The 23,984-nt window shown below is 71.0% G+C and carries 24 protein-coding genes; 13 read left to right on the top strand and 11 right to left on the bottom strand.

The features are described from left to right. The first annotated feature begins 155 nt into the window (after nt 1-155). Nucleotides 156-1,250, top strand: a complete 1,095-nt coding sequence (locus ACZ466_RS05115; RefSeq protein WP_378288283.1) for a fatty acid desaturase family protein — start codon at nt 156-158, stop codon at nt 1,248-1,250. Between the two features lie 580 nt (nt 1,251-1,830). On the opposite strand, the gene ACZ466_RS05110 is transcribed toward ACZ466_RS05115, so the two are convergent. After that, a complete protein-coding gene (locus ACZ466_RS05110; RefSeq protein ID WP_378288284.1) occupies nt 1,831-2,778 on the bottom strand; it encodes a LysR family transcriptional regulator in 948 nt (315 codons plus the stop codon). A 304-nt stretch (nt 2,779-3,082) separates the two neighbouring features. On the opposite strand from ACZ466_RS05110, the gene ACZ466_RS05105 reads away from it, so the two are divergent. Beyond that, entirely contained in the window at nt 3,083-3,418 is a 336-nt protein-coding gene (locus ACZ466_RS05105) for a UBP-type zinc finger domain-containing protein (RefSeq protein ID WP_464042916.1), read from the top strand. Nucleotides 3,419-3,661: 243 nt separating this feature from the next. Here ACZ466_RS05105 and ACZ466_RS05100 read toward each other — a convergent pair whose 3' ends face one another. Continuing rightward, nucleotides 3,662-4,057, bottom strand: a complete 396-nt coding sequence (locus ACZ466_RS05100) for a hypothetical protein (RefSeq protein WP_378288285.1) — start codon at nt 4,055-4,057, stop codon at nt 3,662-3,664. 1,261 nt (nt 4,058-5,318) lie between these two features. On the opposite strand from ACZ466_RS05100, the gene ACZ466_RS05095 reads away from it, so the two are divergent. From ACZ466_RS05095 to ACZ466_RS05070, 6 genes are all read left to right on the top strand, one after another. Beyond that, complete coding sequence (locus tag ACZ466_RS05095) at nt 5,319-5,591, top strand: hypothetical protein (protein ID WP_378288286.1); 273 nt, start codon at nt 5,319-5,321, stop codon at nt 5,589-5,591. An 88-nt stretch (nt 5,592-5,679) separates the two neighbouring features. Further along, on the top strand, nt 5,680-6,390 hold the full coding sequence (locus ACZ466_RS05090) for a DUF5994 family protein (protein ID WP_378288287.1): 711 nt from the start codon (nt 5,680-5,682) through the stop codon (nt 6,388-6,390). Between the two features lie 50 nt (nt 6,391-6,440). Then, on the top strand, nt 6,441-6,737 hold the full coding sequence (locus ACZ466_RS05085; RefSeq protein WP_378288288.1) for a hypothetical protein: 297 nt from the start codon (nt 6,441-6,443) through the stop codon (nt 6,735-6,737). A gap of 21 nt (nt 6,738-6,758) precedes the next feature. Beyond that, the gene (locus tag ACZ466_RS05080; RefSeq protein ID WP_464042913.1) at nt 6,759-6,878 is read left to right on the top strand and encodes a transposase family protein; all 120 of its coding nucleotides are present in this window, start codon (nt 6,759-6,761) and stop codon (nt 6,876-6,878) included. A gap of 315 nt (nt 6,879-7,193) precedes the next feature. Then, nucleotides 7,194-8,363: a PP2C family protein-serine/threonine phosphatase gene (locus tag ACZ466_RS05075; RefSeq protein ID WP_464044004.1), complete on the top strand. Its 1,170-nt coding sequence runs from the start codon at nt 7,194-7,196 to the stop codon at nt 8,361-8,363. Nucleotides 8,364-8,916: 553 nt separating this feature from the next. Then, complete coding sequence (locus ACZ466_RS05070; protein WP_378288290.1) at nt 8,917-9,369, top strand: hypothetical protein; 453 nt, start codon at nt 8,917-8,919, stop codon at nt 9,367-9,369. 132 nt (nt 9,370-9,501) lie between these two features. Here ACZ466_RS05070 and ACZ466_RS05065 read toward each other — a convergent pair whose 3' ends face one another. The 4 genes from ACZ466_RS05065 to ACZ466_RS05050 all read right to left on the bottom strand — a co-directional run bounded on the left by ACZ466_RS05065 (nt 9,502) and on the right by ACZ466_RS05050 (nt 11,489). Beyond that, nucleotides 9,502-9,981, bottom strand: a complete 480-nt coding sequence (locus tag ACZ466_RS05065) for a hypothetical protein (RefSeq protein WP_378288291.1) — start codon at nt 9,979-9,981, stop codon at nt 9,502-9,504. 141 nt (nt 9,982-10,122) lie between these two features. Further along, a complete protein-coding gene (locus tag ACZ466_RS05060) occupies nt 10,123-10,566 on the bottom strand; it encodes an STAS domain-containing protein (RefSeq protein ID WP_378288292.1) in 444 nt (147 codons plus the stop codon). Nucleotides 10,567-10,624: 58 nt separating this feature from the next. Next, nucleotides 10,625-11,209, bottom strand: a complete 585-nt coding sequence (locus ACZ466_RS05055) for a DUF5994 family protein (protein WP_378288293.1) — start codon at nt 11,207-11,209, stop codon at nt 10,625-10,627. A gap of 76 nt (nt 11,210-11,285) precedes the next feature. Continuing rightward, nucleotides 11,286-11,489 carry a hypothetical protein gene (locus ACZ466_RS05050; RefSeq protein ID WP_378288294.1) on the bottom strand — a complete coding sequence of 68 codons (204 nt, stop codon included), beginning with the start codon at nt 11,487-11,489 and terminating at the stop codon, nt 11,286-11,288. Nucleotides 11,490-11,928: 439 nt separating this feature from the next. Here ACZ466_RS05050 and ACZ466_RS05045 point away from each other — a divergent pair, with 439 nt between their 5' ends. Beyond that, nucleotides 11,929-12,729, top strand: a complete 801-nt coding sequence (locus ACZ466_RS05045) for a tyrosine-type recombinase/integrase (protein WP_378288295.1) — start codon at nt 11,929-11,931, stop codon at nt 12,727-12,729. Nucleotides 12,730-13,243: 514 nt separating this feature from the next. Here ACZ466_RS05045 and ACZ466_RS05040 read toward each other — a convergent pair. Both ACZ466_RS05040 and ACZ466_RS05035 read right to left on the bottom strand, forming a co-directional pair. After that, complete coding sequence (locus ACZ466_RS05040) at nt 13,244-14,875, bottom strand: acyl-CoA dehydrogenase family protein (RefSeq protein ID WP_378288296.1); 1,632 nt, start codon at nt 14,873-14,875, stop codon at nt 13,244-13,246. Nucleotides 14,876-14,940: 65 nt separating this feature from the next. Further along, nucleotides 14,941-15,972 carry a hypothetical protein gene (locus ACZ466_RS05035; protein WP_378288297.1) on the bottom strand — a complete coding sequence of 344 codons (1,032 nt, stop codon included), beginning with the start codon at nt 15,970-15,972 and terminating at the stop codon, nt 14,941-14,943. Between the two features lie 148 nt (nt 15,973-16,120). Here ACZ466_RS05035 and ACZ466_RS05030 point away from each other — a divergent pair, with 148 nt between their 5' ends. The 3 genes from ACZ466_RS05030 to ACZ466_RS05020 all read left to right on the top strand — a co-directional run bounded on the left by ACZ466_RS05030 (nt 16,121) and on the right by ACZ466_RS05020 (nt 18,773). Further along, the gene (locus tag ACZ466_RS05030) at nt 16,121-16,834 is read left to right on the top strand and encodes a DUF1707 SHOCT-like domain-containing protein (protein WP_378288298.1); all 714 of its coding nucleotides are present in this window, start codon (nt 16,121-16,123) and stop codon (nt 16,832-16,834) included. 421 nt (nt 16,835-17,255) lie between these two features. Next, the gene (locus tag ACZ466_RS05025; RefSeq protein ID WP_378288299.1) at nt 17,256-17,414 is read left to right on the top strand and encodes a hypothetical protein; all 159 of its coding nucleotides are present in this window, start codon (nt 17,256-17,258) and stop codon (nt 17,412-17,414) included. Nucleotides 17,415-17,489: 75 nt separating this feature from the next. Further along, nucleotides 17,490-18,773, top strand: coding sequence for a hypothetical protein (locus tag ACZ466_RS05020; protein WP_378288300.1), 1,284 nt, complete (start codon nt 17,490-17,492; stop codon nt 18,771-18,773). A gap of 83 nt (nt 18,774-18,856) precedes the next feature. On the opposite strand, the gene ACZ466_RS05015 is transcribed toward ACZ466_RS05020, so the two are convergent. The 3 genes from ACZ466_RS05015 to ACZ466_RS05005 form a co-directional block, all read right to left on the bottom strand. Then, nucleotides 18,857-19,669 carry a sirohydrochlorin chelatase gene (locus ACZ466_RS05015; RefSeq protein WP_378288301.1) on the bottom strand — a complete coding sequence of 271 codons (813 nt, stop codon included), beginning with the start codon at nt 19,667-19,669 and terminating at the stop codon, nt 18,857-18,859. Next, nucleotides 19,651-20,361, bottom strand: a complete 711-nt coding sequence (locus tag ACZ466_RS05010; RefSeq protein ID WP_378288302.1) for a phosphoadenylyl-sulfate reductase — start codon at nt 20,359-20,361, stop codon at nt 19,651-19,653. The genes ACZ466_RS05015 and ACZ466_RS05010 overlap by 19 nt, the downstream gene beginning before the upstream one ends. A 224-nt stretch (nt 20,362-20,585) precedes the next feature. Continuing rightward, on the bottom strand, nt 20,586-22,256 hold the full coding sequence (locus ACZ466_RS05005; protein ID WP_378288303.1) for a nitrite/sulfite reductase: 1,671 nt from the start codon (nt 22,254-22,256) through the stop codon (nt 20,586-20,588). Between the two features lie 581 nt (nt 22,257-22,837). Between ACZ466_RS05005 and ACZ466_RS05000 the strand changes: the two genes are divergently transcribed. Next, nucleotides 22,838-23,938: a YihY/virulence factor BrkB family protein gene (locus ACZ466_RS05000; RefSeq protein WP_378288304.1), complete on the top strand. Its 1,101-nt coding sequence runs from the start codon at nt 22,838-22,840 to the stop codon at nt 23,936-23,938. The last annotated feature ends 46 nt before the right edge of the window (nt 23,939-23,984 follow it).

Raw genomic sequence — 23,984 nt, 5'->3', positions numbered from 1 at the left:
AGGTTGCTGGTTTCTCCTTGGTCGGCTTCAGGCTTGACTGGAACTTGATCGGTTCCGCCGCGGCAGGGTACGGGCACCGTGCCGTGAGCGCCTGAATGAAGAAGGCGCCCTGCCTTGGCTGAAGCAGGATTTCGTGCCTTCCCGAGGAGAGCACCATGACCAGAACCGTTGCCACCGACGCTGTGAGCCAAGGTGTCGCCCGAGGCGGGGACGATGCCGGAGGGAAGCCGGGAGGCGGCCGGGGCAGTGACTACGCGGTCTTGTCCCGCGAGGTGAAGCGGGCCGGGCTGCTGGCCAGGCGCCCGGGCTACTATTCGGTCAAGATCGGGGGGAACCTGCTCCTGCTGGCCGCCGGCTGGGTCGCGTTCGCGGCGATCGGGTCGTCGTGGTGGCAGCTGCTGGTGGCGGCGTACCTGGCGGTGATGTTCACCCAGACGGCGTTCCTCGGGCACGACGCCGGTCACCAGCAGATCTCCGGTTCCAAGCGCGTCAACGACCTGCTCGGCCGCCTGCACGGCAACCTGCTGGTCGGGCTCAGCTACGGCTGGTGGACGTCCAAGCACAACCGGCACCACGCCCACCCCAACCAGGTCGACCGCGACCCCGACATCTCGCCCGGCGCGATCGCCTTCACCCGCGAGCAGACCCGATCCCGCCGTGGTGTCGGCGCTTGGCTCGCCCGCCACCAGGCCTGGCTGTTCTTCCCCATGCTGCTGCTGGAAGGGTTCCACCTGCACATTGCCGGAGTCCGCGCCCTCCTTACCCGTACCACCGGCTCGCGGGCGGCGAAGCCGGCCGAGGCCGGCCTGCTGATCGTCCACCTGGGCGGATACCTCACCGCCCTGCTCTGGGTGTTGTCCCCGGTTCAGGCCGTGTGCTTCCTGCTGGTTCAGCAGGGACTGTTCGGGGTGTATCTGGGCTGCTCGTTCGCGCCCAACCACAAGGGCATGCCGATCTTCGCCCGGGAGCATAAGATCGACTATTTGCGGCGGCAGGTGCTGACCTCACGCAACGTCCACGGTGGCCGCCTGACCGACTTTGCGCTCGGCGGGCTGAACTACCAGATCGAACACCATCTCTTCCCCTCCATGCCCCGGCCCAACCTGCATCGCGCCCAGGGGCTGGTGAGCGCCTTCTGTGCTCAGAACGGCATTTCCTACTGCGAGACAGGACTGTTCCGTTCCTACGCCGAAGGGCTGCAGCATCTGCATGCGGTCGGTGGGCCCCTGCGCCCCCGACTGGAGTACTGAAACGCACGGCATCCTGCCGGTCGGCCGCGCTGATGGGCCTGCCGGATATCGGCGGGGTTCTCAGGCCGGCGCTCCGCCCACTGGACGGGGCGCGGATGACATCACCGGCTACACCTTCGGCGCAGGTCCGCGTCGGCCCTTCGACCCGAAAGGACGGTGGACGATGCCCGTCGCCGCCGGTACCGCTCTCCTCACTGTCGGGGCCGTCCTCACCTTCGCCCTGACCGGTTCCCTGCGTGGCCTGAACTTGCACACCGTGGGTGTCATCTTGATGCTCGCCGGTGCGGCCGGACTCGCGCTGCGGTCGCTGACAGGCGCCAGAGCGCGCCCGAACGGGCTACGCAGCCGGCCATCCGGCCGTCCGCCCGCACGCAGCCGCCAGGACGCCATCGACGACGGCAACGCCATCGGCAATGGCGAGAGGGACTCCACGCGTTCGCAGGGTTCCGCGACGCGGAACCCTTCACTCGATGACGACCGCCGGGCTCGCGGCGGCCACCGTCGTTGGACACGCCCTGGCCGCCGCTGAACCGACGTCTCCCCGTGGCCGAGGACGGCGCGGTGGTCGCGGGCCTCGCATCTAGTCGTCAGAGGTGGCATCGAGGGGCCCCGGCCGCTCCGCCGTCCGATCGTTGGTGGCCAGCCAGCCCAGCCTCTGGGACATGGCTCGCGCGCAGCCGACGATGGCCGCCACGTGGTCGGAGTCGTCACCGGCCCGCCAGAGAACCGACCAGGGGTAATAGGAGGCCGGCTCGGTGAGCGGACGCCAGATGGTCCCGGCGATCGCCGTGAGGCAGGAGGACGGCACGCAGTACAGGCAGCGTCCCTGGGCGACCAGATCGGCGGCCGCGCGAATGCTCTCCACCGTTCCCGCGTACACGGCGGGAGTGAAGCCGGCGGCTCGGCACATCTCCACGGTGAACTGGTTGAACTCCGGCGCCTGGGCCTCTTCGGCGAGCAGCAGCGGCTCCTGGGCGAGCGCGGCGACGGGCACCGCGTCCAGGTCGGCGAACCGGTGACCGCGCGGGATCAGTACCCCGAGAGGGTCGTGGCGGAACAGGTGGGAGGCGATCGCGGCGGGGGCGAGCGAGGCCCGGCCGATCCCGACGTCCAGGCGCCCGTCGACCAGTTGCTGGTACTGCTCGGGCACCCCCGCCTCGACCTGGTGGATGACCAGATCGGGGAAGCGGGCCTGAACCTCGTGCAGGATCTGCGGCATCGAGTCGTAGCTGGGGTCGATGATCCCGACCCGCAGCGCCGGAGAGGCACCGACCGCGCTCCGGGCCACCCGGACGGCCCGGTCCACCTGGGCCAGGATCTGCCGCGCCTCGACCAGGAACAACGCCCCGGCGGTGGTCAGGGCCACATGGTGGGTGCTGCGTTCCAGCAGCCGGACCCCCAGCTCACGCTCCAGCCGCTGCACCTGCTGGCTCAACGCCGACTGCACGATGTGCTCGCGGGCCGCCGCCCGGCCGAAGTGCAGTTCCTCGGACAGGGTCACGAAGTAGCGCAGCTGGCGCAGCTCCACACCCGCCACCCTCCCTGGCAACGACACCGCCGGCACCCGCCACCACACCCGTACCCGCTGGTACCAGGATTGGCCCCCCATTCGGGGACCCGGCAGGTGGCCGAACCCGGATGCGCAGGGCGGCATGGCGATCCTACTTCCCCACCCGGATCGCAGGAAGGGTCGTAGGTCCCCCCCGAGGTGATCGGCCCTGGTGATGGGCCGGGCTCGGCTTGGCCGTTTCCCCCGCCGCCTCGACGGAGTTGTCTGGGAGACAAGGATCAAGCCGGGGCGTTCGTTCGAGTGATGGGGAAGGGGGCCGCACATGGGCGCCGGCCGTGAGAGAACCGACCAGAACATGTCCTTGTCCATGCCCCCGATCAGCCCGAACGGATCGGCGCCGCACTGGCCGCACTGTGAGCACCTCGACGGGCTGGTGCCCGTCACCCCGCGATCGAACGGATGCCCGGAGTGTCAGGTCCGCGGCGACATCTGGACGGACTTGCGGGTCTGCTTGACCTGCGGCTGGGTGGCTTGTTCCGACGACTCACCCAACCAGCACGCCCGAGCGCACTACCGGGAGACCGACCACCCGCTCGTCGCCGACGTGGAAACCGGATCGCGCTGGCGTTGGTGTTACGTCCACCAGCGCCTCGTCTGACCAGAGTGAGCCTGCTCTCATCGCAGTGCACGCCGGATTCGGCCGATTCCCCATCCTCGCCCTCGCGGCGACTCGCCTGATGGCCGTCGCCTGCTGGGTCATCCTCACCCCGGGGCGACTGCAGTCGAATGTGCCCGCCGCGCACGGCGATCTCCGCGGCCAGATCATCAGCGGGAGGGCCCGTTTCTCGCGTTCGGTCCTGTCGCCCATGGCCGTGCGGCGGCTGGCGGCTCTGGGGACGGCTCAGGTTCCCCAGTCTTCGTCGTCCAACTCGTCCCAGATCGGCTGGTCCACGGTCGGCCTCCGCGGCCAGGCGGGTTCGTCTCGTGCGGTGGTGCGGCGGGGGAGCGGCGGGGGCGGTGGGGCGGAGGGTTCGTCCAGGCGGGGTTTGAGTTGCCGGTAGCGTTCCAGGGCTGCTTCGGCGCTGAGACCGAAGATCGCGGCGATCTGATCGAAGCTCATTCCCGAGGCTTGCGCGGTGTTCAGCAGACGTGCCTCGGTCTGGTCCAGGTTCAGGCGGACCGCGCCCAGCACCACGAGTGCCGCGGCGACTTCCACCAGGTCAGGGTGATCAGCCGCGCCTCGTTGAGCTCGGGCGGAGGCGGTGATGATCGCGTCGATGGCGTCGCGGTCGGGCATCGGCCGTTCCCTGGCCTCCCAGAGGACTTCGTCCACCCCGGTGGCGTAGCGAGGGGTCAGGTAGGCCCGCGCCTCCTGTACCTGCGCCGGTGCGGGAGCGGGAAGACCGGTGGGCGGCAAGGGGCCGGCTGGGAGGGCGCGGGTGGCGGCCCTGGGTGAGGTGACTCGCTGCCGTTCTGGGGTGGCTCGGTTCGGGCTGGTCGTAGGGCTGCGACTGGCCGGATCACGGTCCGTGGTGGTCATCAGGCTCTTTCTGGCGCCGGTGCGTGCGGTGTCACCCGGGTCCACAAGGGCGGGCGGGATACGGTCTTCTGCGGTTGCGGCGGGCACCACGGTCGTGCGTCTTCCGTCCTCGCACTTTCGCCCGCAGGTCTGCCGCTGGTCGGCCGTGCCGGCCCGCCACGGTGGGCCGGTTCGCGGCCCACCGGCTGCGGGGGCCGTCGATGACGCTCATGAGGGAAGGGGGCAGGGCGGGCGCCGCGTCGGCTGTGCCGGTCCGATCACGCCGCCGCTGGTGGCGCCGGTTCTGGTAGGGCCGCGCTGGGCGGGTTCGGGCGCGGTGGTCGGGCCTTGGCCATCGGTAGCCGGGCCGAGGCGGTCGTCGCGACGGCGCTCGCGTTCGCTCGGCCGGGACGCGGTGACACGCTCGGTGCTCATGAGGCCCTCATCCGAACTGAACGGCTCGTGGCCAGGGCCGTCCGTCGCCCGGAGGCGCGGACGACCCTGGGATATCGGCGCAGCCGCCCCAGCCGTGGCTGCCCACCTCCCAACCAAGACCACCCGCCAGATTCCGGAAACCGTCAGTTCGCGCAAAGGCCATCACCAAAGCCGATCGCCTCACTTTCACGAAATGCGGGTGCCGGCATAGAAGGCGGTGCAGGTGGTCGCCTTGCCGCGCAATGGTGCGCGGCCGGCGGCGGGGTTCGGCCCGCGGTGGCGGTGAAGTCATCGACCGCGGTAACGATGCCGCGTGGGTGAGCGGTGAACACCGCCCCGCAGGTCCTCGGTAAGCCGGGTGGGCCGAGTGCCCCGGCGCCACCGGGCTTGCGGAACCCTGACCGGGCGGGTACCGCGAAAACCTCGCAAGCCGATTGCGCGGACCGGGAAACGGCCGGAATTGAGGTCGCGAAAGCCATAAATTTACTTCGGATATTTCGCGATATCGGAAGTTCTAGGAGTAGAATAAAAGTATCTGGCAACGACGACATCCCCACCCTGAGGGTGACCCGCCATACCGGCTCACCCCGGCAAGGGAATGCACATGCCGATCTTCACTCGTGCTCGCCGACCCGACCGGCCCGGAGCGATCCCGGACGGGCAGGTGTCCTGGACGGACCAGGTCTGGCCCGCTGTGATCGCTCTGGCCGCGACGACCGTGTTCATCGTCTTCCTGGTCCTGGCCGGCCTGCCGATGGCAGTGGGCATGGCGCTGACGACCCTGGTGGCCGCCGCGATCCTGGTCACGCTGGTGACCGGAACCGAATGGCTCACCCGGCTTCATCGCCTCGCCCCGCATCCGCGGGGACACCGCTGACCCACCCGGCCGGCCCCTCCGGCCGGCCACCCGATCGCCAACCGTTCCGAGCCGCCACCCGGCGGCTCGGGAGAAGGGGCTGTGCCCCATGCGCACCATCACCGAGCGACGAACAACGATCAGCCTCTCGCCGCCCTCGACCCCCCGGCTGCGGATGCGCCCGCCGGGCCCCGCGGGCTCGCCGCGGACGCCGCTGGACGGCGGCTGGTGGCCCCGCTCGACCGACCCGGTCGCCGAACTGCCCGGGTTGATCCTGGCCCTGCGAGCCGGGCCGCAGGCCGACGGGCCCGCCGATGACACCGACGGGCCCGCCGATGACCGCGGGCGCATCACCCATGTCATGCTGCGAGTGGCCGATTGGGACAGCCGGCCACGCCGGCTGCGCGTCGACGGCCCGGCCGACACCCGGGTGGTGCGGCTGAGCTGGTTCGACACCCTGCCCACCGGGCTGCTCACCGCGCTCTACGCCGACGGCCACCGCGTCGACCTGCTCACCGTCCCGCCCTACACCTCCCACGCGGCGGCACGATCGGCCCTGGAGTTGGCCGCCCACGACTCCAACCACCTGCCCGCCCCCAAGCTGCCGGCCGCTGCCGGCCGCACTCGTCACACCGACCGGATCGGCAGCCACGACCGGCCCGGATGTGACATCACCAGACCCCTGAGAACCACAGGACGCCTGAGAACGGGGGCGGACGGCCGCGAGAGCATCTCGGCAGGGCCCCGCCCCATGACGAGGATCGCTCGCCGATCCCGGCCGGATCGCACGCTTCCGCGGCCGGGGGCGAAAGTGGGATAGGACACGGACAAGTGGGATAGGACACGGACAAGCCGTGAGGAGTGAGGCTCATGAATGCAACGGTGACCGAGGTGTGGGTCGAGTGCCACGATGGCCGCGACCTGGTCCGTGCTGATGCGATCGTGATGCTCCGCCTTGACGAGGCCGGTCGGCTGACCGCCCAGCTCCGTGATGAGGCCAGAGTCAGTGTGACCTTCCTGGAAGGCTCGTCGCGCGGTCGGCCACCCGGTGATTTCCATCGTCGGCTGGTCCGGGCGGTCGCCGAACTCGCCGACTCCAGCGGGGCGCAACTGGTCCGCGCGCATCACGACGGTGAAGTCTGGCGTTGGGTCAGCGAACCACTCTAGGCGTACTTGGTCATCATCTCGGTGACACTGCCCGGACGGTGCCCACGGGTGCGGTGTCCCGGTTGTGCGGCGGACCCGTCCCGCACGCATGGCCATTACCGGCGTCGGCTGCGGGACGTTCCCGCGCTGGGCGGCCGGTGACGATCGAGCTGCGGGCGGGCCGGTCCGTTCCGCGCGAACCACGGCCACGCCTGCACCATTGAGATCAGGTGCACCGCTTCGACGACTCTCGCCTGCCCGTGGTGGTGCCGCCTGGGCATTCTTCGGTTCGCCCGTCGGGACGGTTGGGGGAACAGGGTTCCCGGCAATCTTGAACGATCTTTTGCGTGGCTGCGGCTGGTCGGCCTCTGCGAGCGGGGCGGTGCGGGGCATCAAGTGGACATGGCCGGATGGGAAGGGCAGCGGGAGAAGGTTGTGGTGGACCGGTCCGAGGGGTTCGGTGAGCGGTTGCTGGGCGTGTTGCTGGACCGGGCGCATGAGATGCCGCCGCAGTTGGTCGCGCCGTTGATCGCGGAGGAGGTCGCGAGGATCGGTGGCCGGGATGTCTCCATCCTGCTGCAGGACTATGACCAGATGCTGCTGCTTCCGTTGCCGGGCAGGCATCTGATGGTCGGTGAGCCTGAGCTGATCGACGGCTCTGTGGCCGGCAGGGCCTTCCTGGATGTGGTCATCGTCGAAGAGCCGCTGGCCGCCGCCGTCCGGGTGTTCCTGCCGCTGCTGGACGGCAGTGATCAGGTCGGTGTGCTGGCTTTGACGCTGGACTCCGTCGATGACGATGACCGGCGGTTGCTGCGCCGGCTGGCCGGTCTGGTCGCCGACATGCTGGTCACCAAGAACAGCTACACCGATCGGTTCTTCAAGGCGCGACGTCGCGAGCCGATGAGCGTGGCCGCCGAGATCCAGTGGTCGCTGCTGCCCCCGTTGAGGATGACCACCCCGCAGGTCGTGGTCGCGGGGATGCTGGAGCCGGCCTACAACGTCGCCGGTGACAGCTTCGACTACGCCCTCAACGACGACATCCTGCATGTGGCCGTCATCGACGCGATGGGGCACGGCTTGAACGCCGCGGTCCTGGCCACCGTCGCCATCGGCGCCTACCGCCATGCGCGGCGGGCCGATGTCGGGCTGGCCGAGTTGTACGCGTTCATGGACTCGGCGATCGTCGAGCAGTTCGAACCCGAGCAGTTCGTCACGGCGCAGATGGCGCGGCTGGACGTCGGGACGGGGCGCCTGGAATGGGTCAACGCCGGTCACCCCGCCCCGCTGCTGATCCGCGATCACCGGGTGATCCGCAGCCTGGAATCCGCCACCACCCTGCCGGTCGGGTTCGGCGGCGACCAGCCACAGGTCAGCGAGCTGGCGCTCCAGCAAGGTGATCAATTGTTGTTCTTCACCGACGGGCTCGTCGAGGAGCGCCAAGCCGGTGGGGAGCAGTTCGGGGAGCAGCGTCTCATCAACGTCATCGACCGGGCCGCACGCGAAGGCATGAACACCCAGGCGCTGGCACGCACGTACTCCCACAGCCTCATGCGGGAACGACGCGGGATCACCACCGATGACGCCACACTCCTGCTGGTCGAGTGGAACGGAGGCAGCGCCGACCACCTGGCCGTCCTGGAAACCTGATCACGGTCATCGCCGCCGACACCCGGGGCCGGGACGCTCCGCTGATCGGCGCAGCGGACCCGGCTCTCGCCGTCGCGACCGCCGGCCGAGGGGGAGCGACTCGACCGCACCCCGGTCACCGAACGGGCCTGCCGGCAGCCCAACACAGCAATGACCAGCACACCCGAACCTTCGCCCCCGGACCTGAGCAGCTGCACCCCAGACCCGGCCCTCGGCGACCACCCACCCATCACTCGACGGACACCAAGATCATGATTGGGAAAGCTCATGACCGCGTACATCTGGCGTTGAACGTGGGCAGCGGCCTCCTTGCCGATCTTTGGCGTAGAAGTCGACGTTGCCCGGGCGGGCGTGGTGCGGCTCGGTCCGCAGTTCGGCGGCGCTGTGGCCCGGCGGCCGCCAGATGTGTCAGGGCCGAGTGGCTCAGCCGGTGCGGGACGAACGGGCGGGCAGAGGTCGGCAACGAGGGAGAGGCATGGCCTCAAGTGGCGGCGCGATGGAAAGAAGCTTTTTCGAGATTGGGCAGCGGCACGTGAAAGAGAGGGAGCCTCTCATGCGCATCACCGACCGATCGGTCCCAGAGGTGAGCCGGGCGCACGGGCCGGTGCGGGAGCTGCAGGGCGACCTGGTCCGCTACGAGCGGACCATGCGGCAGACCGCGACGATCGCTGTGTGCAGCGGCGCCGCCAGTGGCCTGGTGCTGGGCGCGCTGATCGCCTCCGGCCTGTCCTGGGGCGGGAGGGGCAGGCTCGTGCTCGCGGTGAGCTGCGCGGCTTGCGGTGCGCTGTTGGCCGCCGGTGTGCTGCGCGTGGGGCGGGGGCGGTTGCGAGACCGTCTCGATCGCATGTTGGCGGCCGAGGCGGTGCACCACGAGCAGGCCATCCGCGAGCAGCTGGAGCGGCTGCGGCACTCGGGGCTGAGCCGCGGGAAGCTGGCGCGCTCGTGCGTGCACGCGATCGAGATGACGCAGCGCGCGAAGCGCCGCAGAGGTGGTGGTCACCGGTGAGCGAGCTGATCGAGGGCGCGGCCGGGAGCTGGGCGTGCCGGAGGCGCTGCGCGCGGTGCCAAGCGTTATGCCGGGTCAGGCACCTGTTAATGATCAACGAGCCCTCCGGGTAGCTGGCCGACCGCCGTGTGATCAGGCAGGGGGGACGGTTTGGCGATCGGTGCTGTTGGCGTCCGGCTGGTACCAGGTGAAGGCGTGGGTGTACCAGGTGGCGGTGCCGTTGCGGGCGGGGCGGAGCCCGTAGGTGAGGGCGATGATGCTGCGACGGGGCTCTGGGCCGCCTGCGGGTGTCGGGTCATCGGGGACGAGCCGGTCGGGGGTGGCGGCTTGAATCTCGCCCAGCAGCAGGCGGTCGGCTGAGCGTAGTTCCAGCCGCAGGTCTATCGGGCCGTGTGAGTGGGCGGCGGAGCGGGTGGGCAACTCTTGGATCAGTGACGCCACCTGATGGGCGAGGGCGTCCGCGGCCGGCCCCAGTCCCCACCGCCGCAGGGCGGTGTGGATCGCCCGGCGGGTGTGGGCGGTCGCCGACCGCCCGCTGGGCAGTCGCCATCGGCCGGTGCGCAGCACCGGTGGTGCGGCGCCGTCGGCGTGGTGATGGGGCACGGTGGTCACGGAGTCCACAAGCAGGCCCGGGCGGGGCCCGGGCTCGGTCGGCGGCACTTGGATCGCACCCGGTTTGGTCGCATCGCCGGTCCTGTGCCCGGCGTTCAGGTGCTTATGCGGCCGGTTCGGCCAGCGGCTGCAGGCGTTGAGTCAGGCTTGGAGTGCGGGCTCGGCGCTTGGGGTGGAGGCCGGGTGGACGGAAAGGCTGCGGTCCAGTCCTGTGATGCGCAGCAGTTTGGCGACCTGCGGCCGGGGGTTGGCCAGTTGCAGGGTGATGCCGATTCCGGTGGCGCGGCGTTGGATGCCGATCAGTACGGCCAGGCCGGTGGCGTCGCAGAACGACACCTCGCCCAGGTCCACGATCAGCAGCCGGGCGCTGTGGTGCAGTGAGCCGAGCAGGTGTTCGCGCAGCGCCGGGGCGGAGGCGATGTCGAGTTCGCCGTGGAGGGCGACGATGGTGTGGCCGGGGCGCCCATGGGTGGGCAAGTCCGCTTTGGTCGCGGCCTGGGAGCGCCGGAGGTTGGTGAACCCGGGGTGTCCGGCGTACCAGTTGGTCGCGGTGGATGCGGTGGTGGCGGGCGGGATGATGGTCATGGCGATCTCCGATCGCAGGTGTGCAGACCCGGCCGCTCCGGCCGGGGTGGCGGACCGGTCACTGCGCCGCCGGTTGTCGGTCTAGCCGCCCGCCCTCGCTCTCCCAGGCGTTGTGGGATGCCGTCTCGCTCCCCGCCGGGTCACGCGGGCCGACCGGTGCGGTGAGGGCGGCGAGCAGGTCGGGGGTGTGTAGATGGTTGGCGGGGTGGGCGGCCAGTTCCATGGCTGCGTGGGCCTCCGCGTGGGGTGTGGGTGCCGGGACGGTGAGCAGGTCGAGGTGCCGGCCGTCGGCGTAGATCGCGGTGAGCAGCCCGGCGGGCAGGGGGTCGACCCAGCTCAGGCCCACCGTTCGGATGCCGTCGGCGCTGTCGACGCGCAGGCTGGCAGGATGGCTGTCCCAGTCGGCGGCCCGCAGCGTGATGTGGGCGACGGGCCGGTGATCGTCGGGCGGGTTGGCGTTGTGGGTGCGCAGGGCCAGGGCCAGCCCAGGCAGTTCGGCGGCCGGGTCGGCCGAGCGTGGCCACCATCCGCCCTCCAGCGGCGCCTGTGGCGAGCCGGCGGCCCGCGGCGGCCGCAGGCACAGCCGTGGTGTCGAGGGCGGCGGGAGGCTGATCGTTGTTCCTGTTTCAGTGAGAGTCCACATGGGTCGTTGCCCTTTCCCCCGGGCCGCCGGGTGGCGGCTCGGGGCGGATGGTGATCGGGATGGCCGGCCGGACGGTTCAGTGGCGTTCCCGCAGATGCGGGACGAGGCGGCGAAGCGGGGTGAGCCACGCGGTTCCGGTCACCAGCGTGACCAGGATCGCGGCGGCCACCAGGGTCGTCAGCGCCATGGCCACCGCCATCGGCAGGCCGGCCAGGACCAGGAACACGACGAACACGATCATCGCGGCCGGCACGATCACTGCGGGCCGGACCTGGTCCATCCGGGAAACCCCCTTGCCCGCAATTGCACCGGGCCGGTCGGGTCGACGAGCACGATTGAACATCGGCATGTACAACCCCCTGTCGGGGTGAGCCGGTGTGGCGGGTCACCCTCAGCGTGGGGATGTCGTCGTTGCCGGATATCTTTATTCTACTCCAAGAACTTCCGATATCGCGAAATATCTGAAGTAACCTCCAGTTATGACTTCCGATACTTCGTCCCCGACCGGTTCCCCTTCCTCAGTACCGGCTTCCGAGACCTCGCCGCGCCCGTCCGACGGCGCGACTCCGCAGGCCGGGCGCCGTCGGGGCGCTCGGCCGACCCCGCTTCCCGAGGGCCTGCAGCCGGTGTTCGCCGCTTACCAGCGCAGCATCGCCCTCCCGAGCGAATCACTGGATGCCGATACGGTCCGCGTCTATGCCTCCCGGGTCCGCCAGTACTTGGCCTGGCTCGCCATCGCTCTCGCCGACGGGACGATCGAGGGCGACCCGCTCACCGACCCCGGCGCGAGCGACCGTGCTGCCCGGGACTACCGCACCCACTTGCAGACCGCGCTCAAACGCAAACCCGCCACCATCAACGCGCACCTGACCGCGGTCGATGACTTCTACCGCCGCCGCGGACTCGGCCCCGCCGCCGCCGAACGCGCCGACATCCCCCCGGCCGCACCCCGGCCCTTGGACGAAGGCGACCAGCTCGCCCTGCTGCGTGAGGCCGACCGCGCCCCGCTGCGCGACAAGGCGATCGCCTTCACCGCCTTCTACGCCGGCACCCGCATCAGTGAGACCACCCGCCTGGACACCGGCGACGTCCGCACCCCGGCTCTCAACGGCCATCTGATCGTCCGGGCCGGCAAGAACGGCAGATGCCGTGAGATCCCCCTGCACCCCAAGCTCCGCACCGTGCTGGAGGAGTGGCTGCGCGAGCGGGCCGACTGGAAAGGCGCCGATGCCAGCCCCGCACTGTTCCTTAACCGCCGCGGCGGCCGCCTGTCGGCCCGCTCGGCCTACACCGTGCTGCGCGCCATCGCCGCCGCCGCGAACCTGCCGATCGGCCGCGACGGCGTCTTCACCCCGCGCGTCCTGCGGCACACCGCCGGCACCATCATGACCCGCCAGGGCACCGACATCGTCGTCGTCGCCGAACTCCTGGGCCACACCCTCGAAACCGCCCGCCGCTACAGCCTGCCCACCCGCCGCGACCGCCAGAAAGCCATCGAACGACTCGCCGTCGACGAATGACAGTGCTCCAGGTCGCGCGTGTACATTCTGGACTTCACACAACCCGGGGCACCTCGGGAACCTGGAGTCGGTTGTCCGCTGCTGAGGGGACGCCCGAACACTCTGCACCGACTGCATCCTGCGCACGCACCGGCGGGCATGTTGGCTCGCTGTCGGCTCGGCGGGATCGGTACGGGACGGCACGCGACGACATGGCCCGGCACCGAAATGGGGCTGGACGCGGATAGAACGGCACAGAGCAACACCGTCTACACCGAGGCGACATGATCCCTGCGGGCTTTTAATCCGCAGGTTGTGGGTTCGAGTCCCACTCTGACCGCTGCAAACGAGCCCAGTTGGACGTGCCCACGATCAAGTCTGGGGCCGAACTGAGATGAATAACAGCAAGGGCGGACCCCAGCGCAGCAGCTATCTACTATCCGGTACGTTAGCGGATGATCTTCAGTGGGATTGTGGTCGGGCGCGCTGATCTGGTGCCTCGCCGCGCCCTCAATGGTGGTGCTTGAGCGTGGGCTCAGCCGATCTTCGGGGTCGCCCGGTCGATGATCGGAGCGAGGTTCAAGCCTGGGGGCAGGGTGCCGAAGGCGGCTCCCCGGTCGCCGGCCAGGCGGGTGGTGCAGAAGGCGTCGGCGACGGCCGGGTGACCGTACCTGACCAGCAGCGATGCCTGTAGTACGAGGGCCAGACGTTCGGCTACGCGGCGGGCGCGGTACTCGATCGTCTCAATGTCGGCGAAGGCGTCTTTCGCTTCCTTGACGGCGGCGTCGAGGCGCGGGTCGGCGCCCTGGGCGAGGTCGACTTCGTCGAAAAACGCATCCAGTGTCTGAGGCCCACGTAGAGTGGCCCTGAGGAGATCGAGTGCCGCCACGTTGCCCGAGCCCTCCCAGATGGAGTTCAGGGGCGACTCGCGGAACAGCCGGGGCATGCCCGACTCCTCGACGTAGCCGTTGCCGCCCAGGCATTCCAGGGCCTCGGCCGCGTGGGCGGGCCAGCGCTTGCAGACCCAGTACTTGCCGACCGCCAGGGCGAGCCGCTTGAACGCCGTCTCCCGCTCGTCGCCCCGCACGGAGCGGTCGGTGGCGCCCGCCAGCCGCGCCATCAGCGTGGTCGCCGCCTCCGACTCCAGCGCCAGGTCGGCCAGCACGTTGCGCATCAGCGGCTGGTCGATCAGGTACCGGCCGAACGCCTTGCGGTGCGCGGCGTGGTGCGCGGCCACGGTGACGCCCTGCCGCATCCCGGCGGCCGCGCCGATCAGGCAGTCCAGCCGGGTCATGTTGACCATCTCGATGATGGTGCGGACGCCGCGGCCCTCTTCGCCGACCCGCCACGCCACCGCGTTCTCGTACTCGACCTCGGCGGAGGCGTTGGACCTGTTGCCCAGCTTGTCCTTCAGCCGCATCAGGCGCATCGGGTTGAGCGCGCCGTCCGGCAGCACGCGCGGCACGAGGAAGCAGGTCAGGCCGCCGGGGGCCTGCGCCAGCGTCAGGAACAGGTCGCACATCGGGGCGCTGGTGAACCACTTGTGCCCCACCAGCCGGTACGTGCCGTCCGGCCGGGGCGCGGCCTGCGTGGTGTTGGCGCGGACGTCGGAGCCGCCCTGCTTCTCGGTCATCGACATGCCGGCCAGCAGCCCGGCCTTGCCGGACGGCTCGCGCAGCCCGAAGTCGTACACCGGCGCGGCCAGCAGCGGCTCGAACCGGGCGGCCAGCTCGGGGGCCTGCCGCAGCGCCGGGACGGCCGCGTACGTCATCGAGATCGGGCAGCCGTGCCCGGCGTCGACCCGCCACACGTAGAACTTCGCGGCGCGGGCGACGTGGGCGCCCTCGCGATCGTCGGCCCAGGGGGCGCCGTGCAGGCCGTGCTCCACGGCGGTGCGCATCAGCTCGTGCCAGGCGGGGTGGAACTCGACCTCGTCGACGCGGTGCCCGTAGCGGTCGTGCGTGCGCAGCGCGGGCGGGTGTTCGTTGGCGAGCCGGCCCCATTCCTGGGCCTCCTCGGTCCCGGCGAGCCGTCCGAGGGCGTGCACCTCGGCCAGGGCGGCGCCGGCGCCCTCCCGGGCGAGCCCGTCCAGCAGGGCGGGATCGTCGGCCAGGTCATGGCCGGCCAGCGGGGGAACCTGGTTGAACACTTCGTGTGTCGCCGTCACCGCACCGCTCCCAACACCGTCGCCGGCCGCTTCCACCCGCAGGATACCGAGCCGCGTTCGGCCTCTCAGACGACGACGGAGAGGAGGGCGATGAGCAGGGCGCGCAAGGCGGGGGCCGGTTCGGCCTGGAGCCGCAGCCCGGCGCGTTGCCCGGACCTGGCCGGCCAGACCGAGGCGACCACGGCCGTGCCGGGGTCGCGGACGACCAGGGCGCCGCGGGGATGGCGGCCCCTGTTCCGTGTCCGGCGGGCGGTGGCGAGGACCCGCTCCTCGGGGTCGCACAGCCTCCAGCGGGGGGACGTCGCCACGACCGAGCCCACCGCCGTGCCGTCCGGCCATCGGACGCGGTACTCGACGGGCCGGGCGCCCTCCACCCAACGGGTGATGTGGAGCAGGGGCCTGCCCTCGGGAGAGCGCAGGCATGTCCCTTGCGCGCGGTCGCCCTGCGTGGCGACCTCGATGCCGGCGTGCTGGTAGGCGTTCCTCACCAGGCGGAGGCCGGTGGCGGTGAACAGCGCCGAACGCTGGACGTCCGCGGGCGAGAGCGCCAGCCGTCCGTCGTCGCCACCGGTCCACCACTCGCCGAGCTCGGCCGCCAGGACCAGCCGCCGGACCCGCTCGACCCTGGCCTCGTTCATCCAGCCGGGTTCGCACAGCGGGATCACGGCGATGTCGGGATCGGGCCGCAGCCGTTCGGGGAAGCGCCGGCCGGTCACCGCGGTGCCGTCGCACCAGACGGCGAGCCGGGGCCGGCCCGCCGCGTCCAGGATCCCCACACCGGCGATGGCCGAGGCCGGGACGGTCACGCGGCGTCGTCCCCAGGGGCGCACGACGGTCAGCCCCTCCGGACCCAGGACGCAGTGGGGCTGCGTGAGGACCATCGCCACGGCCGGGACGCCTCCCAGCGCGGCGCCCGCGCCGAGCGAGAGCGGCATGGCGAAGCCGAACTCCGCGCCCCAGAGGAGGGCCATGCCGGCCGGCAGGGCCGTGAAGTACGCGGTCTCGAAGACGTTCCGCGCTGCCAGCGGGCGCCACCCGATCACGATGGGGCTGAGCGAGGCGGGCGCCGGGGACGAGGGGGAACCGATCGGCGCCATGTCCTTATTCTTACGCTTTGTCAGGACACCTGGCAGGACCATGGCCAGGCCGGAGGGGGCCACGGCCGCGGGGTCCTCCCAAAGAGCCGGGGCGATCTCGTCCGCGCGGCGGATTGCCTGCGGGCCCGGAGGGCATATTTTCTGAATCATGAGTCAGCCCACCCCGCCGCAGGGCCGACGGCCATCCGAGCACCGGCCGGCCGCCCCGTCCGAGTCCCCGTACACCTCCGCCGCGCCGGCGGACGGCGCGGCGGGAGGCTCGGTCCGCGCCTCCGACGCCGAGCGCGAGGCCGTGGTGGAGGGGCTGCGGGTGGCGTCGGTGGAGGGCCGGCTGACCTTCGAGGAACTGGCCGAGCGCACCGAGGCCGCCTACCTGGCCGTCACCCGCGGCGACCTGGAGAGCGTCACCGCCGACCTGCCCGGGATGGGCGCGCCCGGCGCCGACCCGGCGCCGCTGCAGGTGAAGCGGCGCTTCACCGCGATCATGGGCGACTGCAAGGAGCGCATCAGCGGCCGGGTCGACCAGCAGCTGGAGGCGCTGTCGGTGATGGGCGACATCGTCCTCGACCTGCGCGGCGCCCAGGTGCCCAGCGGCGAGGTCAGCGTGGTCGCCACCGCCGTGATGGGCGATGTGAAGGTCATCGTGCCGGACGGCGTGAACGTCGAGATGTCGGGCTACTGCGTGATGGGCGACCGGAGCGTGCAGGTCCGGGAGGCCCGGGAGGGGCGGCGGGTCCCGCTGGTTCGGGTGAAGGCGCAGGTGGTCATGGGCGACCTGAAGATCGTCGACGACGAGCACCACGCCCCCGTGCGGCGGGCGCTGGCGTCCTGGTGGGAGGGGCGCAAGGCCCGCCGCGACTGACGGTCAGCGGGGGTGGTCGCGGGAGGCGCCGCCGCCGCGGGTGACCGGGGCGAACCGTTCGTCGTGCGTCTGCTCGGGCTCGTGGCCGAGCTCCTCGCGATCAGTCATGTGGTCCGCATACCCGATGGGGCCGCGGTATGCGTGCCCCCGGCGGCGGGCCGTCCGGCGCGGCTGGCGCGCCGGTCACGTTCTGCGATAAGGTGGCTACAGGCAGGCAACGCTGTTGCCTGCGCGTGCCCAGTCCCGCAGTCGGCGTCCGAAGTCCCGCAGTCCCAGTCGCGCAGTCGCAGTCACGCGTCCCCGTCGTGCGTCGGCGTCCTCATGTTCTCGTCGTAGTTCCACGTCCCAGTCCTGAAGTCGGCGTCCGTCAGGAAGTCAGCGTCTTCGTTCGAGTCGCCCGGAACGACAAGCGTCAGAGGCGATGATGGACCAAGAGACCGAGTTTCTGATCTGTGCGGCGGTGCTCACCGGAACGGCCGTGGCGGCGGTGACCCTGCCGGAGCAGACGATCAGTCTGCTGGCGGGTCTGCTGATCGAAGCCCTTCTGAGGTGGGCCCTCCTCAAGCGGGATCGGCCATAGGCGATCCCGCTCACTCAGCTTCCGCTGGGGACCTCATCGCTCGGTGATGAGGTCCCCAGCGCAATCGGAGGGACCATGGACAGGTTTCTGATCGATCTCACCCGGGCGCACGCGGGAACCGAGGGCGAGGTGCTCCGGGCGCTCCACGACGCGCACCCCTGGAACTCGGGCACCGCGGTCGAATGCCTCGTACTCGCCGCGCAGGCGGTCGCGGACGGCCAGTACGGCGTCGTCCGCGCCGACGTGGGGGAGACGGCCGACGACGCCGCCGTCGCCGCGGCCGTCCACCAGCGGGTGAGCCAGGCCCGCGCCGACGGCCGGGAGGTGGCGGTCGCCTCGTTCCGCGGCAGCGTGAAGAACGTGGCGGAGATGCTCGGCGTCATGCTCGGCGGCGTCACCTTCGTCCACCTGGCGCCCTTCGCCCCCGCGGCGGAGGCGGCGGCCGAGGGCATGGTCTGGGACGACGCGTGGATGCCCCGCGACGAGGCCGTGGACGCGCTGGTCCAGGCGATCGGCCGGTCCGCCGCGCGGATGCGGATGACCGACCTGCGCAAGGCCCTGACCGCCTACAATCCGCGGTTCCGCAAGCAGGTCGGCACGTTCAACTCCCGGCCCAAGTTCGTCTCCACGCTGGTGGGCTTCGCGGTCGACCGCGGGCTCGCCGTCACCACGCACACCTCGGGCGAGGACAACAATCCGGTGCTGGAACTGACCCCGGCGGGCCGCGCCCGCGTCACCGCTCCGGTGCTGCCGTCCCCGATGCCGCCGCCGGGCCAGGACGCGATCGCGTCGGCGGACGGGAGCCGCTCCCGCTCGCACCTGTTCGTCGACGTGCTGCGCAAGAACGAGATGGGGCCGTTCCAGGAGTTGCGCCTGGACATCTACGAGGAGCTGGAGCGCCTCGTCAAGGAGGGGACCCGGCCGCCGCAGCAGCTGATCCGGGACGCGGTGAACGCGGTCCGCGACCAGCGCAAGGGGGCGCCCAGCAAGTCGGGCAAGCAGTTCCCCTGGACCGGCGTCCGGACGTTCATGGGCAAGCTGACCAGGCGGGTCCCGGTGCTGCTGCACGACGGCCGCCCGGTCACGCTGTCCCTGGGGCAGGACGCCGTCGCGGTCACCGAACTGGCCCACGGCTGGCGGCTGACCCTGGACGGCGAGCTGATCTGCTTCATGCTGGAGAGGGGCGTGCAGATCACCGTCGACGACTACGACGAGCTCGCCGGAGCCCTCTACAACAGCCGCCGCGACGAGTTCTACGACCTCGCCCACGAGGTCGTCGCGCACCTGGCGAGGAGCGGCCGCGTCGTGGAGTCGCCCGACGACGCGATGACGATCGTTCTCGCGCCTCCGGCCGGCTGAACGCCCCGTCCGACCGGTCCGGCGCCGACTCCGCTCGGGCCGGCCGTGTCCACGGGCGTGTCCGCGGACACGCCCGCGAACGGCTACGCCGTGGCCAGCACGCCCGCCCTGGGCGACCCCGGCGCCCTTCCGCCGGCCCCTTCGGCGCGGCCGGCGTCCAGCGCCTCGTCGTAGCGCCGCAGCACCAGCGCGGCGAGTTCGGGAGCGGCGCCCAGCACCGGGGACACCGCGTGCGCCCCGGCGGCCATGGCCTCGTCCCGCACCTTGTCGGCGAAGTAGCCGGGCGCCAGGAAGTACGACGCCACCACCACGCGCGGCGCCCCGGCCGCGCGCAGGGCCGTCACGGCCTCGCCCGGCGACGGGCGGGCCGCGGAGGCGAACGCGGGCACCACGTCCCGCCAGCCCCGCTCCCGCCACTCCCGGGCCATCGCCCCGATCGTGGCGTTCGCGGACGCGTCGCTGGAGCCGGCCGACACCAGCACCACGGCGGTGTCCGGGTCGCCGATCGGCACGCCCGCCTCGGCCAGCCGCCGCTCCAGCGCGGCCATCAGCAGCGGGTGCGGGCCCAGCGTCGCCGCCGTGCGCAGGCCCAGCAGCGGATGCCGCCTCCTGACCTGCGTCAGCACGCCCGGAACGTCGCTCTTGCTGTGGTAGGCGGCGGTCAGCAGCAGCGGCAGCACGACCGCCTCGCCCGCGCCCCCCGCGGCCAGCCCGTCCAGCACCGCGCCGGGCGAGGGCGGGGCGTGGTCCAGGAACGAGGTCAGGACCGGCACCACCGGCCGCCTCGCCCGCACCGCCGACAGCAGTTCCTCCACGGTGGCGGCGGCGCGCGGGTCCTTGCTCCCGTGCGCCACCGCGACCATCGGCGGGCCCACCGTCACAGGTGGATGCCGCATTCGGTCTTGCCCGTCCCGGCCCAGCGGCCGCTGCGCGGGTCCTCGCCGGCGGCGACGGGACGCGTGCACGGCGCGCAGCCGATCGAGGGGTAGCCGTCGTAGTGCAGCGGGTTCACGATGACGCCGTTGTCGGACATGTAGTTGTCCATGTCCTCCTGCGTCCAGTCCAGGATCGGGTTGACCTTGACCATCCCGCGCTTGCGGTCCCACTCGACGACCCTGCGGTCGCGGCGGCTGGCGGTCTCGTCCCGGCGGATCCCGCTGAACCAGGCCATGTAGCCCTCCAGCGCCCGGCCCAGCGGCTCCACCTTGCGCAGGTGGCAGCACAGGTCCGGGTTGCGGCCGTACAGCCGGGGGCCGAGCGCGGCCTCCTGCTCCTCGACCGTGCGGGACGGCGTCACGTTGATCACGTTGACCGGGTAGACGGCCTCGACCGCGTCCCGGGTGCCGATGGTCTCGGCGAAGTGGTAGCCGGTGTCGACGAACAGCACGTCGATGCCGGGCTTGACCTTGGACACCAGATGGATCAGCGCCGCGTCCGACATCGAGGAGGTCAGGCAGATCCGGTCGCCGAACGTGGCCGCCGCCCAGCGGATGACCTCCAGCGAGGAGGCGCCCTCCAGGGCCACCGCGGCCGATTCGACGATGTCTTCGAGATCAAGGGTCGGTCTGTCGGTCTCCAGCAGCGTCACCGAAGGGTCTCCTTGTGTGTGCGGGGCGCTCCAACACCGAGGAACTTCAACATGAAGGAACGGAGGCAGTCACGGCAGAACCACGCCGCTCCCTCGGGCTTGGACTTCGTCGGGCCCCCGGCGTCGCCGGAGGCGGGGGCGGGTGCTTCACGCGGCTCGAGATTCTCGTCACCGCAGTACGGGCAGTAGAACGGCGCGGCACGTTCGCTCATTCCGGTTGCCCGTTACTTGAGATCTGTGTCGTCGGCGCGCTGGACCCAGGCGGCGAAGGTCTCGCCGTCCTGGCGCTGCTCGTCGTACTTGCGCACGACCCGCTCGACGTAGTCGGTCAGCCCGGCCGAGGTGGTCTTCAGCCCGCGGACCTTCTTGCCGAACGTCGCCCCGACCTGGCCGCCCAGATGGATCTGGAAGCCCTCCACCTGGTCGCCGTTCTCGTCCACCACCAGCTGGCCCTTGAGGCCGATGTCGGCGACCTGGATGCGGGCGCACGCGTTCGGGCAGCCGTTGACGTTGATGGTCAGCGGCTGGTCGAAGTGGGGCAGCCGCTTCTCCAGCTCGTCGATGAGGTCCATGGAGCGCTGCTTGGTCTCGACGATCGCCAGCTTGCAGTACTCGATGCCGGTGCAGGCCATCGTCTGCCGGCGGAACGTCGAGGGGCGGACCTGCAGGTCGTGCTCGGCCAGCGCGGCGGCCAGCGGCTCGGTGTTCTCCTCGGGCACGTCGAGGATCACCATCTTCTGCTCGACCGTGGTGGCCACCCGGCCCGACCCGTACCGCTCGGCCAGGTCGGCGATGGTGGTCAGCAGCGGGCCGTTGACCCGGCCGACCTTCGGCGCGAAGCCGACGTAGAAGAGGCCGTCGTTCTGCCGGCGGATGCCGACGTGGTCGCGCTGGGTGAGCGGGGCGGCGGGCTCGGGGCCGTCGGGCAGCGCGTAGCCGAGGTACTCCTTCTCCAGCACCTCGCGGAACTTCTCCGCGCCCCAGTCGTTCATCAGGAACTTGATCCGGGCGCGGTGCCGCAGCCGCCGGTACCCGTAGTCCCGGAAGATCGACACGACGCCCTTCCAGACCTCGTGCGCCTGCTCCGGCTTGACGAACACCCCGAGGCTCTTGGCGAACATCGGGTTGGTGGACAGGCCGCCGCCGACGAACGCCTGGTAGCCGGCCTCGCCGTTCTCGTTCACCGTCCCGACGAACGCGATGTCGTTGATCTCGTGCACGGTGCAGTGGGAGGAGCAGCCCGACAGCGCGCTCTTGAACTTGCGCGGCAGGTTGGAGAACTCGGCCGACCCGATGTAGCGGTCGTGGATGTCGCGGATCTGCGGGGTGGCGTCGATCACCTCGTCGTCGGCGATCCCGGCCAGCGGGCAGCCGATGATCACACGCGGGGTGTCGCCGCAGGCCTCCATGGTGGACAGCCCGACGGCCTCCAGCCGCTCCCAGATCGCCGGGACGTCCTCGATGGCGATCCAGTGGAACTGGACGTTCTGCCGGTCGGTGATGTCGGCGGTGCCGCGCGCGTAGGTGGTCGCGATGTCGGCCACGGCCCGCAGCTGCGGCCCCGACAGCTGGCCGCCGTCGATGCGCACCCGCATCATGAAGTAGCGGTCGTCGAGCTCCTCGTCCTCGAGGATCGCGGTCTTGCCCCCGTCGATGCCCGGCTTGCGCTGGGTGTAGAGCCCGAACCAGCGGAACCGGCCGCGCAGGTCGGCGGGGTCGATCGAGTCGAACCCGGCCTTGGAGTAGATGTCGATGATGCGGCGGCGGACGTTGAGCCCGTCGTCGTTCTTCTTGTTCTCTTCGTTCTTGTTGAGCGGTTCCCGATAGCCGAGGGCCCACTGGCCCTCGCCTTTCTTGCGCTTGGTCGCAGGTGGCACGGCGCGATCCTCATCCATCCGGTGGTGGGACGCGTGGCGCACAGGGCATCGCGAACAGCCGGCTCGACGCTGAGCAGGGGTCGATCAAAGGTGACGCCGGGGCACCACGCGCCGGTGCTAAAACAGGGGGCGTGGTCGGGGCGTCACAGACAGATCGCGCTGCGGACGCGCAGGAAGTCGACGTGCCGGCGCATTACCAGCAACGGATCCGCAGCAGTCATATCTGAACTTTGACACGCCGTCTCGCGGGCTGTCCAGTTGCGTCCGGCATACGGACAGGTGAGAAGTGTCATCCCCGCCGCCTTCACCCCTGCCGCTTCCAGTTGACCGGCGGCTCGGACCGCTCTCCGCCGCCGTCCTCCGCACCGCTCGCGGAGCCGCCCCCGGACGCCGTCCCCGGTGCGGCGCGCCGCGTCGCGGGGGACGGCTGGTGCTGGCAGTCGCACCACGATCCGCCACGGCAGTCCCCGTGGCGGCCGTCGCGGCACGTCTGGCAGATCACCTCTCCATTGTCACCGACGTCCGGCGATGCGCCGAACGTCCGCGAGATGGGTGATCCCCGCAGGTAACGGACCGGTGACACTCTACGGTGTATCGGTGTGACCACGGTTTCGGACCCCGCCGGGACCCCGGCAGAGGAGGGCGACGCGGACTTCGGCAAGGAACGGGCCGCGCTGGGCGGCCGCCTGCGCGCCGGGCTGCTGCTCCCGGCACTGGTGATCGGGCGCGTGCGCGCCCCCCTGCACGCCGCCCGGCGGACCTGCTGGGAACTGGTCCGCGGCACGGCCGTGGCGGCGTTCCGCCACCGGGTGACGGGCCTGGCGGCCGAGGCCGCCTTCTTCGCCCTGCTGTCGCTGCCGCCGCTGGTCATCGGGCTGATCGGGACGATGGGGCACTTCCGCGGCGCGCTGGGGCCGGGCACCGTCGGCGAGATCCGCACCTGGCTGATCGAGCGGGCGCAGACCGTGCTCACCGGACCGGCGGTGGACTCGGTGGTGGTCCCGCTCATCGACGACGTGATCCGCGGCGGCAGCCCCGACATCGTGTCGGTGAGCTTCCTGATCTCGCTGTGGGCCGGTTCGCGGGCCACCAACGTCTACGTCGACACGATCACCATCGCCTACGGGCTGTCCGGGCTGCGCGGTGTGATCCGGACCCGGCTGCGCGCGTTCGTGCTCTACCTGCTCGGGCTGCTGGTGATGATCGTGGTGATCCCGCTGCTGGTGGCGGGACCGGCCCTGGTCCGGCAGGCGCTGCCGGAGAGCGCCGGGTTCCTGCCGGTGCTGTACTGGCCGGTGGTGGTGACGCTGTCGATCCTGTTCCTGGCGATGCTCTACCACATGAGCGTGCCGGTGCGGACGTCCTGGTGGCGCGAGGTGCCGGGCGCGGTGATGGCCCTGCTGATCTGGATCCTGGGCAGCTTCGCGCTGCGGCTCTACCTGGCCGGGTCGCTGGCCGGGGTGTCGGTGTACGGGTCGCTGGCCGCGTCCATCGCGGTGCTCGCCTGGCTGTACGTGGCGGCGCTGGCGGTGCTGATCGGGGCCGCGCTGAACGCCGAGATCGACCAGCGGTGGCCGAGCGCGAACACGGCCCGGGCCCGCGCCGTCCGCGCGGCCGCGCAGGACATCGACCCAGTTCCCGAGCCTGCCGCGGCATCTTCGGCCGGATCCGTGGCCGAAGGTGGCGGCGGGGAAAGGTAAAAACCTCCCCACTCTAGGTCCTGAAAAGGCCAAATATGTCGTAGCC

Source organism: Actinomadura rugatobispora (genome assembly GCF_055379765.1).
This window is presented reverse-complemented; position numbering and strand designations above follow the sequence as displayed.

Excerpts from the sequence above, each read along its gene's own strand:
- ACZ466_RS05085 (WP_378288288.1), top strand. The coding sequence starts at position 6,441 with ATGAATGCAACGGTGACCGAGGTGTGGGTCGAGTGCCACGATGGCCGC.
- ACZ466_RS05095 (WP_378288286.1), top strand. The coding sequence starts at position 5,319 with ATGCCGATCTTCACTCGTGCTCGCCGACCCGACCGGCCCGGAGCGATC.
- ACZ466_RS05060 (WP_378288292.1), bottom strand. The coding sequence starts at position 10,566 with ATGACCATCATCCCGCCCGCCACCACCGCATCCACCGCGACCAACTGG.
- ACZ466_RS05100 (WP_378288285.1), bottom strand. The coding sequence starts at position 4,057 with ATGCCCGACCGCGACGCCATCGACGCGATCATCACCGCCTCCGCCCGA.
- ACZ466_RS05055 (WP_378288293.1), bottom strand. The coding sequence starts at position 11,209 with ATGTGGACTCTCACTGAAACAGGAACAACGATCAGCCTCCCGCCGCCC.
- ACZ466_RS05030 (WP_378288298.1), top strand. The coding sequence starts at position 16,121 with ATGAGTCAGCCCACCCCGCCGCAGGGCCGACGGCCATCCGAGCACCGG.
- ACZ466_RS05020 (WP_378288300.1), top strand. The coding sequence starts at position 17,490 with ATGGACAGGTTTCTGATCGATCTCACCCGGGCGCACGCGGGAACCGAG.
- ACZ466_RS05015 (WP_378288301.1), bottom strand. The coding sequence starts at position 19,669 with ATGCGGCATCCACCTGTGACGGTGGGCCCGCCGATGGTCGCGGTGGCG.
- ACZ466_RS05050 (WP_378288294.1), bottom strand. The coding sequence starts at position 11,489 with ATGGACCAGGTCCGGCCCGCAGTGATCGTGCCGGCCGCGATGATCGTG.
- ACZ466_RS05070 (WP_378288290.1), top strand. The coding sequence starts at position 8,917 with ATGCGCATCACCGACCGATCGGTCCCAGAGGTGAGCCGGGCGCACGGG.
- ACZ466_RS05035 (WP_378288297.1), bottom strand. The coding sequence starts at position 15,972 with ATGGCGCCGATCGGTTCCCCCTCGTCCCCGGCGCCCGCCTCGCTCAGC.
- ACZ466_RS05105 (WP_464042916.1), top strand. The coding sequence starts at position 3,083 with ATGGGCGCCGGCCGTGAGAGAACCGACCAGAACATGTCCTTGTCCATG.
- ACZ466_RS05090 (WP_378288287.1), top strand. The coding sequence starts at position 5,680 with ATGCGCACCATCACCGAGCGACGAACAACGATCAGCCTCTCGCCGCCC.
- ACZ466_RS05115 (WP_378288283.1), top strand. The coding sequence starts at position 156 with ATGACCAGAACCGTTGCCACCGACGCTGTGAGCCAAGGTGTCGCCCGA.
- ACZ466_RS05025 (WP_378288299.1), top strand. The coding sequence starts at position 17,256 with ATGATGGACCAAGAGACCGAGTTTCTGATCTGTGCGGCGGTGCTCACC.
- ACZ466_RS05005 (WP_378288303.1), bottom strand. The coding sequence starts at position 22,256 with ATGGATGAGGATCGCGCCGTGCCACCTGCGACCAAGCGCAAGAAAGGC.